The organism is [Clostridium] colinum (genome assembly GCF_940677205.1).
GTDB lineage: Bacteria > Bacillota > Clostridia > Lachnospirales > CAG-274 > Tyzzerella > Tyzzerella colina.
The window spans coordinates 1,674,196-1,691,562 of sequence record NZ_OW712331.1 but is presented as its reverse complement, the minus strand read 5'-3'; the positions used below and the strand labels follow the sequence as shown (position 1 = coordinate 1,691,562).

Annotated in this window: 18 protein-coding genes; 8 read left to right on the top strand and 10 right to left on the bottom strand. The window is 24.6% G+C overall.

All coding sequences use genetic code 11. The features are described from left to right. Positions 1 to 24: 24 nt before the first annotated feature. From ftsH to spoIIE, 5 genes are all read right to left on the bottom strand, one after another. On the bottom strand, positions 25 to 1,899 hold the full coding sequence (gene ftsH, locus NBW53_RS08260) for an ATP-dependent zinc metalloprotease FtsH (RefSeq protein WP_250279027.1): 1,875 nt from the start codon (positions 1,897 to 1,899) through the stop codon (positions 25 to 27). 64 nt (positions 1,900 to 1,963) lie between these two features. Beyond that, positions 1,964 to 2,494 carry a hypoxanthine phosphoribosyltransferase gene (gene hpt, locus NBW53_RS08255; protein WP_250277800.1) on the bottom strand — a complete coding sequence of 177 codons (531 nt, stop codon included), beginning with the start codon at positions 2,492 to 2,494 and terminating at the stop codon, positions 1,964 to 1,966. Beyond that, on the bottom strand, positions 2,495 to 3,868 hold the full coding sequence (gene tilS, locus NBW53_RS08250; protein ID WP_250277799.1) for a tRNA lysidine(34) synthetase TilS: 1,374 nt from the start codon (positions 3,866 to 3,868) through the stop codon (positions 2,495 to 2,497). A gap of 62 nt (positions 3,869 to 3,930) precedes the next feature. After that, entirely contained in the window at positions 3,931 to 4,275 is a 345-nt protein-coding gene (locus tag NBW53_RS08245) for a hypothetical protein (protein WP_250277798.1), read from the bottom strand. 70 nt (positions 4,276 to 4,345) lie between these two features. After that, positions 4,346 to 6,691: a stage II sporulation protein E gene (spoIIE, locus tag NBW53_RS08240; RefSeq protein ID WP_250277797.1), complete on the bottom strand. Its 2,346-nt coding sequence runs from the start codon at positions 6,689 to 6,691 to the stop codon at positions 4,346 to 4,348. A gap of 148 nt (positions 6,692 to 6,839) precedes the next feature. Between spoIIE and NBW53_RS08235 the strand changes: the two genes are divergently transcribed. Beyond that, positions 6,840 to 7,520: an RluA family pseudouridine synthase gene (locus tag NBW53_RS08235; RefSeq protein ID WP_250277796.1), complete on the top strand. Its 681-nt coding sequence runs from the start codon at positions 6,840 to 6,842 to the stop codon at positions 7,518 to 7,520. Positions 7,521 to 7,565: 45 nt separating this feature from the next. Here the strand turns inward: NBW53_RS08235 and NBW53_RS08230 are convergent, their stop codons facing one another. Genes NBW53_RS08230 through NBW53_RS08220 form a run of 3 tightly spaced genes read right to left on the bottom strand, consistent with a single transcriptional unit; the run spans position 7,566 to position 8,972 of the window. After that, entirely contained in the window at positions 7,566 to 7,793 is a 228-nt protein-coding gene (locus NBW53_RS08230) for a hypothetical protein (protein ID WP_250277795.1), read from the bottom strand. Between the two features lie 18 nt (positions 7,794 to 7,811). Beyond that, on the bottom strand, positions 7,812 to 8,183 hold the full coding sequence (locus tag NBW53_RS08225; RefSeq protein WP_250277794.1) for an NPCBM/NEW2 domain-containing protein: 372 nt from the start codon (positions 8,181 to 8,183) through the stop codon (positions 7,812 to 7,814). 9 nt (positions 8,184 to 8,192) lie between these two features. Next, positions 8,193 to 8,972, bottom strand: coding sequence for an immunoglobulin-like domain-containing protein (locus NBW53_RS08220; protein WP_250277793.1), 780 nt, complete (start codon positions 8,970 to 8,972; stop codon positions 8,193 to 8,195). Between the two features lie 551 nt (positions 8,973 to 9,523). Here NBW53_RS08220 and NBW53_RS08215 point away from each other — a divergent pair. Continuing rightward, complete coding sequence (locus NBW53_RS08215) at positions 9,524 to 10,264, top strand: copper homeostasis protein CutC (protein ID WP_250279026.1); 741 nt, start codon at positions 9,524 to 9,526, stop codon at positions 10,262 to 10,264. Then, positions 10,257 to 10,496 (top strand): YrvL family regulatory protein, encoded by a 240-nt coding sequence (locus tag NBW53_RS10195; protein WP_408646993.1) that lies wholly within the window; start codon positions 10,257 to 10,259, stop codon positions 10,494 to 10,496. Before NBW53_RS08215 ends, NBW53_RS10195 begins: the two co-directional genes overlap by 8 nt. A gap of 399 nt (positions 10,497 to 10,895) precedes the next feature. Here the strand turns inward: NBW53_RS10195 and NBW53_RS08210 are convergent, their stop codons facing one another. Then, on the bottom strand, positions 10,896 to 11,429 hold the full coding sequence (locus tag NBW53_RS08210; protein WP_250277792.1) for an SLOG family protein: 534 nt from the start codon (positions 11,427 to 11,429) through the stop codon (positions 10,896 to 10,898). Between the two features lie 118 nt (positions 11,430 to 11,547). On the opposite strand from NBW53_RS08210, the gene NBW53_RS08205 reads away from it, so the two are divergent. Further along, on the top strand, positions 11,548 to 11,724 hold the full coding sequence (locus NBW53_RS08205; protein ID WP_250277791.1) for a hypothetical protein: 177 nt from the start codon (positions 11,548 to 11,550) through the stop codon (positions 11,722 to 11,724). 270 nt (positions 11,725 to 11,994) lie between these two features. Beyond that, on the top strand, positions 11,995 to 12,174 hold the full coding sequence (locus tag NBW53_RS08200) for a hypothetical protein (protein ID WP_250277790.1): 180 nt from the start codon (positions 11,995 to 11,997) through the stop codon (positions 12,172 to 12,174). A gap of 632 nt (positions 12,175 to 12,806) precedes the next feature. Here the strand turns inward: NBW53_RS08200 and NBW53_RS08195 are convergent. Further along, positions 12,807 to 14,576 (bottom strand): Rqc2 family fibronectin-binding protein, encoded by a 1,770-nt coding sequence (locus NBW53_RS08195; protein ID WP_250277789.1) that lies wholly within the window; start codon positions 14,574 to 14,576, stop codon positions 12,807 to 12,809. Between the two features lie 186 nt (positions 14,577 to 14,762). Between NBW53_RS08195 and ychF the strand changes: the two genes are divergently transcribed. Genes ychF through floA form a run of 3 tightly spaced genes read left to right on the top strand, consistent with a single transcriptional unit; the run spans position 14,763 to position 17,356 of the window. Next, the gene (gene ychF / locus NBW53_RS08190) at positions 14,763 to 15,860 is read left to right on the top strand and encodes a redox-regulated ATPase YchF (protein ID WP_250277788.1); all 1,098 of its coding nucleotides are present in this window, start codon (positions 14,763 to 14,765) and stop codon (positions 15,858 to 15,860) included. Positions 15,861 to 15,895: 35 nt separating this feature from the next. Then, positions 15,896 to 16,369: an NfeD family protein gene (locus tag NBW53_RS08185; RefSeq protein ID WP_250277787.1), complete on the top strand. Its 474-nt coding sequence runs from the start codon at positions 15,896 to 15,898 to the stop codon at positions 16,367 to 16,369. A gap of 12 nt (positions 16,370 to 16,381) precedes the next feature. Further along, positions 16,382 to 17,356, top strand: a complete 975-nt coding sequence (floA, locus tag NBW53_RS08180; RefSeq protein ID WP_250277786.1) for a flotillin-like protein FloA — start codon at positions 16,382 to 16,384, stop codon at positions 17,354 to 17,356. Positions 17,357 to 17,367 lie beyond the last annotated feature (11 nt).

Sequence of the window (17,367 nt, the reverse complement as noted above, 5' to 3'; positions counted from 1 at the left end):
TTTTCAGAAAAGTTATTAACATTATTATAAGTTAGTTTCATTTATATCAGAGTTTTTGTCTTCAACTTCTTCATTTTGCGGATAAGTAGGTAATTTTTTTTCAGGAAAATAGTTTTCAGGGAACAATGCCCTAAATTCATCACCTGTTATTTTTTCTTTTTCTAAAAGTAAATTAGCCGTAGAATGTAAATAATCTAAATTATCTAATAATATTTTTTTAGCTTCATCATAGCAAGAAGATATTAAAGTTTTAATTTCTTCATCAATAGAATAAGCTAGGTTAGGGCTTATTTCTTTTTCTATAAATTCTATAGGACCTAAAGAGCTCATACCATATTTTACAACCATACCTCTGGCTATTTTAGAGGCACGTTCTATGTCATTAGAAGCACCCGTTGTTATGTCGTTAAATATAATTTCTTCAGCTATTCTACCACCAAATAATACCATTATTTCTTGTTTAAGATAATTTTTAGAAAAATAACCTTTATCAACAGGAAGATGCATTGTATAACCACCAGCACCACCAGTAGGTATTATAGATATAATATGAACGGCGTCCATAAGAGGAAGCATTTCTGTAATTATGGCGTGGCCTGCTTCGTGATAAGCTGTGATAGAACGTTCTTCTTGGCTTATTATACGGCTTTTCTTTTCTGTACCAACACCAACTTTTATAAAAGCTTTTCTTATTTCTTTCATAGATATAGCTTGGTTACCTTTTCTAGCAGCTATAATAGCCGCTTCGTTTAAAAGGTTTTCCAACTGAGCACCAGTAAAGCCAGAAGTTGTTTTAGCAACTTCTTTTAGATTAACATTTTCATCTAATTTTTTTGTTTTAGAATGTACTTCTAAAATTTCTTCTCTACCTTTAACATCTGGAGCGCCAACATATATTTGTCTATCAAATCTACCTGGTCTTAAAAGAGCAGGGTCTAAAATGTCAACACGATTTGTTGCCGCAATAATAATAATATTTTCATTAGCAGAAAAACCGTCCATTTCTACAAGTAATTGGTTAAGAGTTTGCTCACGTTCATCGTGGCCCCCTCCAAGTCCAGAACCACGTCTTCTACCAACGGCATCTATTTCATCTATAAATATAAGACAAGGTTTATTTTTCTTTGCTTCTTCAAACATATCACGTACCCTAGAAGCACCAACACCTACAAACATTTCTACAAAGTCTGAACCAGATATACTAAAAAATTGAACACCAGCCTCACCAGCAATAGCTCTTGCAAGTAAAGTTTTACCAGTACCAGGAGGTCCAACTAATAATATACCCTTAGGTATTCTAGCACCTATATCTCTATATTTTTTAGGGTCTTTTAAAAAGTCTACAATTTCTTCTAAATCGTTTTTTTCTTCTCTAAGACCTGCAACATCTTTAAAAGAAGCAGTTTTTTGGCCTTCTGTCAAAAGTTTAGCCTTATTTTTACCAAAAGATAAAGCTTTACTTCCACCACCACTGCCTTTAGTTTGTTGTATTATCATAAATAAAACAAATATAATAACTATAGAAACTATAATTATAGGTAGATATGTTACTGAAAATAAGCTAGGCTTGCTAGGTTGGTATGTTTTTATAAGCTGTGCACCTTTTTCAGAAGAATGTACAGTTTGCATAAATGCAGACATACTAGGAATAGGAATATTTTTGCTATATCCATCATTAAAATATACAATAGCAGATCCTTTGTCAAAAAGTTCTTCATTTGTTTTTATACTTATAGATTTTATATTAGAAACATCATCATTTTTTATATCGTTTACTAAATTACTATATGTATAATCATAAAATTTTTCACTTTGGTGTAAATTTATATTTTTATACATCATAAGAGATAAAAATATAAATGTTAATATTAATATATACATTAAAAATGTTTTAAACATAGTATTTTTATTCAATGAAAAACCTCCTCTGTTATAAAATATTTAAAAATTAATTTTAAAAATATTATTCTTCATCTAAATGAAGTATACCTATATAAGGTAAATTTCTATATTTTTGGGCATAGTCTAAGCCATAGCCCACTATAAAAGCATCTGGTATAGTAAATCCAATATAATTGGCATCAACATCTATAATACGTCTGCTAGGCTTATCTAATAATGTACAAAGTTTTAAACTAGCAGGATTTTTTGATTTTAAATAATCTATAAGATAACTTAAAGTTCTTCCAGTATCAACAATATCTTCTAACAAAATAACATGTTTACCTTCAATAGAAGTTTCTAAGTCTTTATTTATAGTTAGTTTACCACTAGACACAGTGCCTTTACCATAGCTAGATACATCTATAAACTCAAATTCTACTTTTTGATTTAATTTTTTTGCAATATCTGTCATAAACATTACACCACCTTTTAAAACACATACAAGTGTAATGTCTTTATCACCATAATCTTTATTTATTTCTTTTGCTATTTCAGATATTCTTTCATTTAACTGTTCTTCTGTGATTAATATTTCAATTTTTTCACTCATTTAATTTTCCTCCCAAATATGTAAATAAACAGTATTATTAAGTTTATTAGAGCTATATTCATTACACAAACAAAGACCTAAAATACCAATAACCTTATCTTCACATATTAAGATAGGGTATAAATCTCTTTCATTACTAGGTATTTTGGAATCTATAAAAATATTTTTTATCTTTTTTGTCATATTATTTATATAGATTTTATCACCATTATTTCTTTGTCGTATAAATAAGATGTCTTTAATTTTATCATAATTTAAAGAAATAGTATATACTTTTGTTGAAATATTTAAAATATTTTTAGATAATAGTACATTTTTATTCAATTCTTTAATGTATATTTGTTTTTCTAGCTCTATTTTATATTTATAAGAAATATCTTTTTTTGATGGTATAATATTTTTACTAATTATTAAATCATTATACTGTTTATATACGTATAAATTATTAGGAAGGTTTATTTTTTTACCTGTTTGCTTTTTTAAAAGGCTAACAATCATATTTATATGTTCATAAGATAAATTATATAATTCCTTATTAAAGTTTGAAAGGCATAATCTTAAAATTCTTTTTTGTAAAACTAAATCAAAAGTTATTAATTTATCTATTTTTAAAGAAATTTTATTATTATTTTTTTCTATTAAACAATCATCTAAAGCTTTTTTTGTAAGGCCATCTAAAAAGTTATTTTCATCATAAAAATTTTTAGACATATTAGATAGAGTATCTATAATATTTGGATTAAAATTTTCTTTTAAAAAAGGTATAAGGTTTAACCTTATTTTGTTACGAGTATAAATATCCATACTATTAGTAGAATCATTTCTATAAGATAAGTTGTTTTTGTTACAATATAGTTCTATATCTTTTCTTAAACAATCTAAAATAGGTCTTATTATGTTATCTCTTTTATAAGCTATGCCACTAAGCCCTTTTGTTCCAGTCCCTCTAAAAAAACGCATAAGCATTGTTTCTGCGTTATCATCTTTATTATGAGCTATTGCAATTTTAGTTGCATTTTCGTCTTCTAACACTTTATTAAAAGCATAATATCTATACTTTCTGCCGGCTTCCTCTATAGATAAATTTTCTTCTTTAGATTTAGCATATATATCAAAATGAAAAACTTTAATAGGTATATTAAGGTTATTACAAAAATCCACTACAAACTTATTATCTTGGTCCGATTCTTCTCCACGCATACAATGGTTTATGTGAACTGCTGTTATTTTTAAATTAAATTTTTCCTTTATACTATATAAAAAATGTAACATACATATAGAATCTGCTCCACCAGATACCCCAACTATTATATGGTCATTATTACATATAAGATTGTGGGTATATATAGTGTTTAAAGCTATTTTTTCTAACAAATTATCACCTCTTTATAATAATGTATTATAATTATAATACAATTTTTATAAAAGATAAATAATTATATATAAATTTGATATATAAGATAGCATATAAAAGCTATAGTAAAAAATATAGAAACATTTAATATATTATTATAAAATTTTATACTTTTGTTATTAGGCTTATTTTTAGAAATATTTTTTGTTATAGTTTTTTTATCAGGTATAGTATTAATTTTATCATAAATTTGGGTGTTAGTTTTATTATATTTTTTTGATATATATTCATTTATTATTTTTTCGGCCTCTAAGACAAGATTTTTTGGTATATTTTCTTGTTTATTTTCTTTTACTATAAATATAACTTGGTCATACCAATTAGATTTATTCCCACTTATAAGTATAACTTTCTTTTTTTCGTTCATAAAAAACCTCCTATATTTAGATAATTTAATTATTAACAAAAATTAGAAAGATATACTTATATAAATAAATTTAACTCCATATTCTAGCTACAAGTATAGTTATATCATCTTTAATATTATCTTTATAATTTTCTTTAGTTTTTTCAAAAATAGCATTAGCTATGTCTTCTGGGTTTGTAGAAGTATTTTTTAATAAAATATCAATTATCCAATGTTCTTTGTTAATTATAGCATTAGTAGAATCTATAACCCCATCTGTAAACATAACTATTATATCACCATCAGATAGCTTTTTCTTTCTTATTTCTGGTTCTACATTATTTAAAACACCAACAGGTAAAGAGGTAGATTTTATTATATCTACTTTATTATTGTGTAAAATAAGGGTAGAAACAGCTCCTATTTTTAATATTTCACAAAATCCAGTATATAAATCAATAGTACACATATCTAAGGTAGCAAAAGTATCTTTTGAAGATTTTAAAAATAAAACAGAGTTTATCATATTTATTGCTAAATCTTTAGAAAAGCCAGCTTGTAAAAAATCTTCCAAAAGCTCTATTGTGGCAGTACTTTCTATTTTAGCTTTTTTTCCAGAACCCATACCATCAGATAAGGCTAAAAGATATGTACCATTTGGTAAAGATAAAAAAGAGTGGCTATCTCCAGATTCACTAGACCCGTCTTTTTGTGTAGTAATTGCGTAGCTACTGACCCTGAATTTTTGTTCTTCTACAAGAGATAAAGAGCATACACTTTCATTATTTTCTTTTGTAACTATACATTCATAGCAAGGTTTACACATTTTTCTACCTAACACTTCATTAACTATCGGGACAATAGTTTTTGTACATTTATTAGGAACATAACAAGGGTTTACTTTTAATAATACCTCTAGCTTACCTTTGTTATTTTCTGTAATAATAACATTTTTTGTAGGTATATTATTATTTTCTAAAGCATATTTAATTTTTGCCTCATAATTTTCTTTAAATGAAACATCTTCACATAAATTTTTTGATAAATCATATATTATACTAGATATACCAGTTAATTGTTTTCCAACTAGTTCACGACTTTCTATAACTTTATTTTTCCACGCTAAATTTAATTTATATATTTCAAAAGTTTTATTCAAAACATCTATAAATTGATTAATATTTATACAATTATTTATAAATTCTGGAGATATAGAGTTTTTTTCTATTTGTCCTGTTTTTTCATAAATGTTTAATATAGAAAATATATTTTGATATGTACTATAAAAATTTTTTTCCCAACAAAAAACTTTCATTTGACAGTTATTACACATTTTGCTAGCTACTTCATCTATAAGATTTGATATATCTTGTTGGTCTAGGTTAGTCTTTTTTTCTGATAAATTGTAAAAAGTTTTTGAAAGTTTTTCAAAAGAATTTGCATATTTATTAAGTTTATCACTTGTTAAAATTTGTAGTTTTTCTGTATATGTAGTAGCAGACTCTAATTTTAGACTATTATTAAAACTAATATTTGCTTTTATATTACAATTTATAGTTAAAAATAATATATCACTACCTAACATAGAAAAGAGCAAAACATTATCTATTAAAGATACATTTATCATAAGGCTTAAAACATATACACATAAATTAAAAGTTAGGGCTAAAAAAAACTTACCTTTTTCTCTTACAATACTTGATAGTATAGAAGAAATAGTTAAAATAATTATTATATCAGCATTTAAAGAGTTTGTTATAAATAATAAAAAGCTAGATAGTATAGAAACAATAGAGCCAACGGCACTACCATATATATAGGAAACAAATAAAAGTAATGTTATAATAAAAAAATATGTAAAAGATATTGTGCCTAAAAAAACATCTGAAGAGCCACATATAATAGAGCCTATAAATATACCAAGGCTTATTATATCTTCGTTAGACATTACATTTTTATTTTCTTTTTTTATATATTCTATACTTTTATTTAATATAAAACACATACAAAAAGTAAGAGCAGTTTCTAGTATAGCTAAAACTAGATAATACATAGAAAATCCATTTAAAATACATATAATTATACCTGATATAAAAATAGAAAAGCTACATAAAATCGCTTTAAAAACAATATTTTCTTTATATTTATTTTTATAAAAACATATATTTATAAAAAATAAAATTATTAGACATATAATATATTTTGTTATGTAAAAATTATTAGTTTTGCTAAAAAATCCTAAAAATGTAAATACTAAAGCTAAGTTAAATATTTTGCCGTTTAATAAAAGACAACCTAAATAAGCAATAGCAATAGGGTTTAACATATGAAATATACTAACTCGTCCGATAAAGAAACCTAATATTGACAAAATAATAAAAATAATATTTAATCCTAGTATTTTTTGATTGGTGTATTTTTTAAAATATTTTTCCATATTTTTACCTCCTTTAATATGCTATATTATAAAATATTATTACTATAAGTTTTGTCATTTTTCTGTATTTATATATAAAAATAATTTGACAAAAAATAAAAAAAATATATATAATAAATGTAAATAGTATGTTAATTGAGGTAATATTATGTTAAAAAATATAATTTTTGAAGATAATTACATTATTGTTGTAAATAAACCTTTTGGTATGTTATCTTGTCCAGATAAAAAAAGTGTAGAAAAAGATTTATATAGTATTATAAAAGAAGAAAAACAATGTAAAGATTTAGCAATAATAAATAGATTAGATAGAGGCGTAGGTGGCATAGTTATTTTTAGTAAAAATAATAAAGTAACAACAGTGCTTACTGAATATATGAAAAATCATACATTTAAAAAGAAATACTTAGCTATTGTTTGTGGTGTAGCTAAAAACGAGGATACACTTATAGATTGGCTTATGAAAAATCAAAGGCTTAATATATCAAAAATAGTTAATAAAAATAGTAGTGGAGCAAAAGAAGCGAGGTTATCTTACAAAAAAATATCACAAATAGAGGTAGATAAAAATACATATAGCTTAGTGGATATAAATTTAGAAACAGGAAGACATCATCAAATAAGAGCTCAAATGGCTAATGTTAATTTACCTTTATATAATGATACCAAGTATAACAAAAATATAAAAAGAAAAGTAGGAAATAAAAACATAGGTTTATTTTGTTATCAAATGGAATTTAAACACCCGATAACAAATAAGCACTTAAAATATACTATATATCCAACAAATGAAGAAATGTTTAAAAAATTTCATAATTTATATAAATAATAAAAAATACTAGCTAATATATTAGCTAGTATTTTTTATTATTTATTACTTTTTAATAGGGTCAGAATCTGATTTATAAACTTGACCTAATTCTTCAATACTATAAATTAAAAATGATTTTAAATCTTTAATATCTTGTAAATTTAAATTATCATCGTTAAGTCTTTGTTTTACATATTCTCTTGCTATAACAAAATTATTAAATCTACTTTCTATATGAGTATTAAATAAAACATAAGACGTATCAATAATTTTATCTGAAAATTCAACCATTTGGTTTAAACTTTCTAATTACTTTTCAAATTCACTACGCATAGTAATTAATTTTATATTTCCCCAAGCACCATGATTATTACCATCACCTTTTGGAACATTTACTAATTTAATACTTTTAGTACCTTCTGGTATTTCTACACAGATACTTTCATAATTATCTTTCCAGCCTAGTATAGAAGATTGATAGATTAATGTAGAATCTGCATAAACCTCAAATTGTACTTTACCGTAATGACCATAACTTTGATTATCTCTTACATTTTTATTAATTCCTACATTTGCCTCAAAATATTTAACATCTTTATTTTCAACGTTATATTCTATATATGTGCTTTCACTTCCAAAAAGACCATTTTGATAAGGAACCTCTTTACCATTAAGATACAAAGATACATCTTAGCTTTTTAAATTTCCAGAAGTTTTTTCTAAATCGTTAATAGAAGTATACTTGCCATCAACAACTTGAACTTCAACTTCAAATTTTACTTTATTACCATCTTTATTTGAAACTTCATATACAACTTTATAGGTACCCGTAACCTTATTATTTACGTTATTTTCTATAATATTAATATCATTGCTTAAATCAGAATCATATATGTCTCCAATGTCTTCAACATAATCTAAAGGATTAAATACTTTACCTAATGGTAATATTATTTTTGAAGGAGTTTTTATCCAAACACCTGGATAAGTTCCCCATTTATAAGGTATACATTCTTTTTCTAAAGTTGACATTATATGATATGTATCGTAATGATAACGTTCACTAACTTCTCCTCTTAAATACCAATTTTGGACACCCCAAGTAGTATCCATTAAATACCACTTATTGTCTATATTTACATAATTCCAAGCATGTGGACCACCAGCAAATCCATTAACCCAAATATTTTCTATACCTAATTTTAATAAAAGGTATTCAAAGCCTTTTGAATATCCACCACATATAGCTTTTTTATTTAAAAAAGCACCTCTTAAATCACCTGGAGAACCAACATTTTCATAAACTAAGCTAGATGCAAATTCTTTTTGTACAGCTTGTATTATTTGATATATAGTCATATCATCTTTAACAACACTTAAAATTTTATTAGCTTCTCTATCTATTTTTGATAATGTTTCTTGATATATATTACCTTCTGCCATACCATTTCCAATATAGCAACATCCCACGCTTTTTTACCTTCTTCATTTAATATTTTTCTAGCATAATATAAATCTGGATTAAATCCTTTATTAACATTAAAATTTTCATTTTCTATACTAGTATAATTAATATTATTATTAATATTATTATTTATATTAGCATATATAGAATATGTATTATTTAATAATAAGCTTGTAGTAATTAAACCTAATGCTAAATTTAATTTGAAATTTTTTTCATAATTTTTCCCCCAATGATAATATTTATTATACTAATATTATAAAGCTTTATTTTTATTTTTCAATACACATTATAGATAAAAAAAATTATAATCAAAATATAAAAATATACAATAAATATAAATATATTGCAAGAAAATGTAAGTTTAATATAAGAATAGTATAAATTTTATATAAATTAGTGTAAAAAAATACCAAAAATAACAATTTTTATATATAGTAAATTTTATACTAAAAAAATAATTTATTTTTTGATAAACTTAATATTGAAAATTAAAAAAATTTTTTTTAAAATAAAAATTAACTTATCAATCAAAAAGGTGGTATTTATGAAGAAAATTGTTGAAGTATGCTGTGGAGGATATTATGATGCAAAACAAGCATTTTTAGGTGGTGCAGATAGAATAGAGCTTAATAGTGGGTTATTTTTAGGAGGTCTTACGCCTTCTATTGCGTCTTTAGAGCTTATAAAAGAAGAATTAGAATTAAAAACTATATGTATGGTTAGGCCAAGAGGTGCAGGATTTTGCTATAATGATGAAGACAAAAAAGTAATGTTTAAAGATACAATATCTCTTTTAAAAGCTAATGCAGATGGTATTGCATTTGGGTTTTTAGATGAAAATAAAAATATTGACATAGAAAATACCAAAAAAATGATAGATATAATAAAAAGTTTTGATACAAAAAGAGAGGTAGTTTTTCATCGTGCTTTTGATTGTGTATCTAACCCTTATGAATTAATAGAACAATTGATAAATTTAGGTGTAGACAGGCTTCTTACAAGTGGGTTAAAAGATAAAGCACTAGATGGTATAGGTTTAATAAAAGAGCTAAATGATAAATACGGTGATAAAATAGAAATTTTAGCAGGTAGTGGTATAAACTATCAAAATGCTAGAGAGTTAATTGAAAAGACAGGAATAAACCAAATACATAGTTCTTGTAAAGATTTTATAAAAGACAATACAACATCAACTAAAAATGTAACTTATTCATATTTAAATAATGAAGATAAATATGACGTTGTATCTTCTAAACTTGTTAAAAAACTTGTAGAAAGCGTAAAAAATGATTAAAAAATTTTTAGGCATTGTTTTAGCTATATTTTTTATAGTATATTTAATTTTTACTATAATAACTATAAATATGCTAATTTATAAAATTTTAGGTATAAAATATAATAGCGTTATTTCACTTTTTTACTTTGTTTTAACTATAAAAATTTTATCTTTACCATTAAAAATTTTATTTGTTAAATTATCTAAAAAGGTTGTTAATAAAAAAAAGTTATTATTTTGTATAGTTTAATTTATAGTTTTATTTTATATTTAATTTTTTATATAGTTGATATGTTTAATTTTAATGTATATGCAAAAAATAATAGTATAATAGCTATTATCATTATTTCATTATTTTTTAATATAATAAGAATTTTTAGCAAGAGAAAAAATAAGTTTTTATGACTTGTTTTTACGGTGTAGATTTTTTCACTTTAAGATATTAATAAATACTTTATGATGTATAATTTAGCAATAGTGCTGACAATGTTATTGGTTTAGTAATAGCACAAAACTTGTAGGTATGGTGCTATTACTTTTTTAATTTTTACAATAATATTTATTTTTATAAGTATAAAACATTGTCGGCTTGTAAGTAATACCACTTGCTATTAACTAGCCTTATTATATTTTATCTTATTTTGTTAATTTACAATTTAAAATATTTATATATTTGTAAATTAACAAAATAAGATAAAATAATAATTTCTTTATTTTGTTGTATAGCATAGTTTAGTGTATTTTTTGTTCCACTTTTTTCTATATTTAAGTCATAAACCCCTAAAATTATATTAGATTTATCTACTAAATATTTATTTCTTTTAAAATAACAATCTGTTGTATAACTTTCTTGTAGTTTAATTGTTTTTGTACTATTATCAATTATATTTTTAAGCCTTAATTTGTAGCTTTCATTCCATTTTTCACAATGATTATTAAAAGGTAAAACACAAAATAATTTTATATCATTATATTTTTTCATTAATTGTAAAACTATTTCGGCACACCATATATCAACTCCCATTGCACAACCTGTCAAAAAATATTTCACACCATTTAGATATAAATTTTCTATTTCATCTATTAGCTTAGCTTTTATTCTAATACAATCGATATGTTCTTCATCATATTTAAAGTTAAATTTGTTAGGTCTATGGCCTGTAAATGAACAAACTTTATTCATATTAAAGCTCCTTTTAAAATAAATATAATTTTATGCACTTAAAATAAGTGTATATATAACATTTTACATCATTTTGCACTTAAAATAAAGTCATATATTTAAAAAGGAGGATTATTTTATGAGTAAAGGAAAACATATAAGTATTCGTATTGATGATGAAATGCACTATAAATTAGGTTATATTTCAAAATATGAAGGTCGTTCTGCAAATGGACAAATTAAATATTTATTAAATAAATGTATTTTGGAATTTGAAAAAGAAAATGGTAAAATAGAATTTGTTGATAAAGAATAATAACGTTTTATAAAAATATATATTTAGATTTAAGATAAACTATATAATAAAATTAACTAAAAATTTGATTTTTTTAATTAAACTTTAATATTATATTTAAAGTTTAATTTATTAAGTATATACTATATAAATAAAATTACTTATATTAAAGCTTTTTTTAATAAAAATAATTTTTGTTCGTCAATAATTCGTCATTTTTACAATATATTATATATATATGTTATAATTTGGTTAATAATGCGTCAAAATATATAAAAGGAGCTTTGTTTTATGAAAGATAATTTACCTAGATATACTTTAAGAATTAGTAAAAATTTATTAAATAAATTAGATTATATAGCTAAATATGAAGTAAGAAGTAAAAACAAAGAAATTGAACAATTAATTAAAAAGCGTATTTTAGAATTTGAAAAAGAAAACGGGAAAATAGAATTTAGTGATGATACATAGAGTTACTTATGTTATATTAAAAATGACAAAGGAATAAAAATAGATAATACAAATCATAAAACTAAAGAAAATGTTACCCAATATATATAAAATATAATTAACAAAAACATATTAAAGAAATATAAAGAATATTGCAAAATAAATAATTATATTGTATAATTTATTAGAGCTAATCTTAATAAAGGGTTGTTAGCCCACTAACTCCTAAAGGGTTAGGGGGTGGTGCTATGAGTACATATGAAACAATAATGATAATATTAGCATTATTAAGTTTAATTGTATCAATAATTAATAGTACAAAAAAATAACAGCCCATGTGTCCGCAAAACTGTGGCTGTTATTAAATAAAAACAGTAGTGGGCTAACAATTAAGATTAGCTTTTCTTTATGTATATTATATCATACAATATGTACAATGTAAATACTTAAATAAAAAATAAAAAGTCTAGAAATATAGTATATACAAGTGTATGTTAAAAGATTTATAAAGATAAAGAGTAGTAGTATTTTATAAAGTTTTATATTTAATCAACTACATTAAAAAAAGCCGATTTTTAAAATTTTAAAAATCTGGCTTTTTTACAACTTAAAACAAAGTCTAACCTTGTTATAATTAGTAAATAATTTTAGGTTTAGTCTATTTTTTGCATATTTTCAATAAGCTTTTCATTTGGTGTTATATATGCCGTTTTATTTGTTTCATATATAACCATACCAGGCTTTGCACCGTTTGGTTTTTTTACAAACTTTTTAGGTGTATAATCAACAGGTACAAGGCTAGAATTTGTAGCTTTGCTATAATATGCGGCAAGGTTAGCTGCTTCATTTAAAGTAGAGTTTGGTATTTCCTTGCCTTCAGATACAACTATAACGTGAGAGCCGGCAATATCTTTAGTGTGAAACCACATATCTAAAGGTTTTGCAAAACGTAGTGTAAGCTCATCATTTTGTGTGTTGTTTTTACCCACGTATATATGAAAACCATCTGTTGATATATAGTGTAGAGGCTTAGCTTTTTTATTATTTTTTTGTTTGTTATTTTTACTATTTTTTTGACGTTTTAAAAAACCTTGTTCAGAAAGTTCTGTTCTTATTTCTTTTATGTCATATTCATCTGTACAGGCATTAACAGAAGATAATACACTTTCTAAATATAAAAGTTCTTCATTATTTTGTTTAATTTGTTCTTGTAAAGCTACAAAAGTTCTTTTTTCTTTGTTATATTTTTTAAAATATTTTTGGGCATTTTCGGCAGGTGTTAAATTTGGGTCTAGTCTTATTTCTATTTCTTCAAAATTTTCAGAATAAAAGTTGTTTAATGTAACTTTTGTCATACCCTTTTTTATAGCATATATATTAGAAGTGATAAGTTCACCATATAATTTTAACATATCTCTATTTGCTATATCTTTTAAAGTTTTTTGTTGTATATCTTTCTTTTTAGCACAACGTTCTATGTTTTGTGAAATAAGCCTTTTTAAATCTTGAGATTTTTGATTTAATCTATATGTTAAGTCTTTAGATTTATAGAAAAACTCTAAAAGTTCAGATATAGAAGAAAATATTTTTTTATCTAAACCTTTAAAAATGTTAAAATCGAAAACAGTAAAATCTAATACAGTTTCATTTTCGTTATAAATTATTTGTGGGTTAAATTTTTCTTCTATATTTAATGTAATAATGTTATTAAAAGCCTTATATAGCTCATTTAATTGGTCATCTAAAATTTCATTTGTATTTGCAGAGCAATCTATATTAGCATTATTACATATTTCAGATGCTAATATAGGGCTTATACCATTATAAGATTTATATATTAGTTGTTGAGTTTTTGTAGGCATAGAGTTTTTAAATATAGCCATAAACTCATCAAAGTTTGTTTTTAATGGATTTTTTTTATTTTGAGCAGGAGGCAAAACGTAAGTTCTATTAGGCAAAACTTCTCTTACAGAGCTTTTATCAAATGATATATGCTTAATAGATTCTAATATATTATTTTTATCATCTATTAATATAATATTACTATGTTTGCCCATTATTTCAAACACTAATGTTTTTACTGAATAATCACCAAGCTCATTTATAGATTCTACGTGGATATTAACAATACGTTCAAAGTTAGGTTGAGTAATATTTATTATTTTACCGCTAGAAAGGTGTTTTCTAAGAACCATACAAAAAAGAGGAGCATTAATAGGGTTTTCCTTTTGTATAGTTGTAAAATGTATCCTAGGGCTAGATGCGTTAGCAGTAAGTAAAAGTTTGTATGCAGTACCTTTATTTCTTATTTGTAAAATTATTTCATCTTTTTCTGGTTGATAAATTTTATCTACTCTACCACCCATAATATTATTTTTTAGTTCATAAATTATATTTGAAATAGCAAAGCCATCTAAAGCCATAAAGTATCCTCCTTTTAACGATATTTTATATTATAACCTTTAGTTAGATTTTTGTAAACTTAAATATATAATATAAGCAAAAATGTAGAAATTAGTATTAAAAATAATATTTAACTTGAAGAAATAAACAATATAAAGTATACTATATATATAATAATGATTAGTTGTTGAAAGGAAGATAAATTTATGAAACTAGGTATAGTTGGTTTACCTAACGTTGGTAAAAGTACATTATTTAATTCTCTTACACAAGGTGGAGCAGAATCTGCAAATTATCCATTTTGTACAATAGACCCTAATGTTGGGATTGTACCTGTTCCTGATGAAAGATTAGAAAAATTAAGAGAAATATATGACTCTAAAAAAGTTTTACCAGCTGTTATAGAATTTGTTGATATAGCAGGGCTTGTAAGAGGTGCAAGCAAAGGTGAAGGACTTGGAAATAAGTTTTTATCTCATATTAGAGAGGTAGATGCTATTGTACATGTTGTTAGATGCTTTGAAGACGGAAACATAGTACACGTAGATGCTTCTGTAAACCCTGTTAGAGATATAGAAACTATAAATCTTGAGCTTATTTTTTCAGATATAGAAGTTATAGATAGAAGAATATCAAGAACATCAAAAGCGGCTAAAGCCGATAAATCTTTACAAAAAGAGCTTAATGTTTTAGAAAGATTAAAGAAAAGCCTTGAAGAAGGTACAGTTGCAAGAAATATAGAGCTTAACGACGATGAAGAAGTAAATTTTGTTAAAGAATTAAATCTTCTTACATTTAAACCAGTTTTATATGCAACTAACGTAGCAGAAGAAGAACTTGCAGATGATGCTAAAAATAATCCATTTGTAAATGAAGTAAGAAATTTAGCTAAAGAAGAAGGCTCAGAAGTGTTTGTTGTTTGTGCTAAAATAGAAGAAGAAATAGCAGAGCTTAACAACGATGAGAAAAAAGAATTTTTAGCAGATTTAGGTTGTGAAACAAGCGGGCTTGATAGACTTATAAGCGCTAGTTATTCTCTTCTTGGGCTTATAAGTTATTTAACAGCAGGTCCTCAAGAGGTAAGAGCATGGACAATAACTAAAGGTACAAAAGCACCTCAAGCAGCAGGTAAAATACATTCAGACTTTGAAAGAGGATTTATAAGAGCCGAAGTAGTATCTTACGACGACTTAGTAAGATTAGGGTCTTTAACACAGGCTAAAGAGCAAGGTCTTGTAAGAAGCGAAGGTAAAGAATATATTGTTAAAGATGGAGATGTTATATTATTTAGATTTAATGTATAAAACTTTTAAAACAGTCTAACAAGGAGGTATATCCTATGGGAACACTTGTTTTTATATTAACGATAATTGGTTTAGTATCTTTAATTTTTGAGCTATTAGCACCAGGATTTGGTATATTTGGTATAATAGGTATTATTTTAATGATTTTATCTTGGGGCATAACTATTTTTACAATAAATTTTGGGTTTATAATAGTTTTATTAGAAATATTTTTAATTACAATATTTTTAGCTTTTATAATAAAAAAATTAAAAAATACTCAAATATATTCTAAATTTATTTTATCAGATGTACTATTAAAAGATAAAAAAGATATAGGAAATATGGAACAATTTGTAGGTAAAGAAGGCATTTGTAAAACAGACCTTAGGCCATTTGGAAATGCCGAATTTAATGGAATAGTTTTAGAAGTTTTGTCAGATGAAGGATATATAAAAAGTAACTCTTTAATAAAAATAACAAAATTTGAAAATAATAAGCTTTATGTTAAATTAGTAAATACTAACTAAGGAGGTAATAATATGCAATTTGTATTTTTTTCTATACTATTTTTTATAGTATTTATAGTAATTGTTATAACACTTAGTTTTATACCTGTTGGCCTTTGGATATCGGCTTATGCAGCAGGTGTTAAAGTTAGTATATTCTCTTTAATAGGTATGAGGCTTAGAAGAGTACGACCAGATAGAATTATAAAACCTTTAATAAAAGGGACAAAAGCTAGCTTAGATATAAATACAAACCAATTAGAATCACATTTATTAGCCGGAGGTAAAGTTGATAATGTGGTAGATGCATTAATAGCAGCTCATAGAGCTAATCTAGAGCTTTCTTTTGAAAAAGCAGCAGCAATAGACTTAGCAGGTAGAGATGTTTTTGAAGCAGTTAGAATGAGTGTAAATCCTAAAATTATAGAAACTCCTTGGATATCGGCTGTTGCAGTAGACGGGATAGAAGTTAAAGTAATTGCTAGAGTTACTGTTAGAGCCAATCTTACAAGACTTGTAGGCGGAGCAGGAGAAGAAACTATTGTAGCACGTGTTGGAGAGGGTATAGTTACCACTGTTGGTTCGGCAAAAAGCCATAAAGAAGTGTTAGAAAATCCAGATAGAATATCTCAAGTAGTATTAAGTAAAGGGCTAGATTCTGGAACAGCTTTTGAAATATTATCAATAGATATTGCAGATATAGATATAGGTAGAAATATAGGTGCTCATTTGCAAATAGAACAAGCAGAAGCAGATAAAAAAATAGCTCAAGCAAAAGCAGAAGAAAGAAGAGCTTTAGCTATTGCTATGGAACAAGAAATGAAAGCTAAAGTTGTAGAATCAGAAGCCCTTGTGCCAAATGCTATTGCAGAAGCATTAAGAAAGGGTAATTTAGGTATTATTGATTATTACAACATAGAAAAAACTAAAGCAGATATATCTTTAAAAGAGAGCATTAGTAATATGAATTTTGAGGTTGGGGTTAAAGGTAGTAATAAAAATAACTAACATAAAATAAA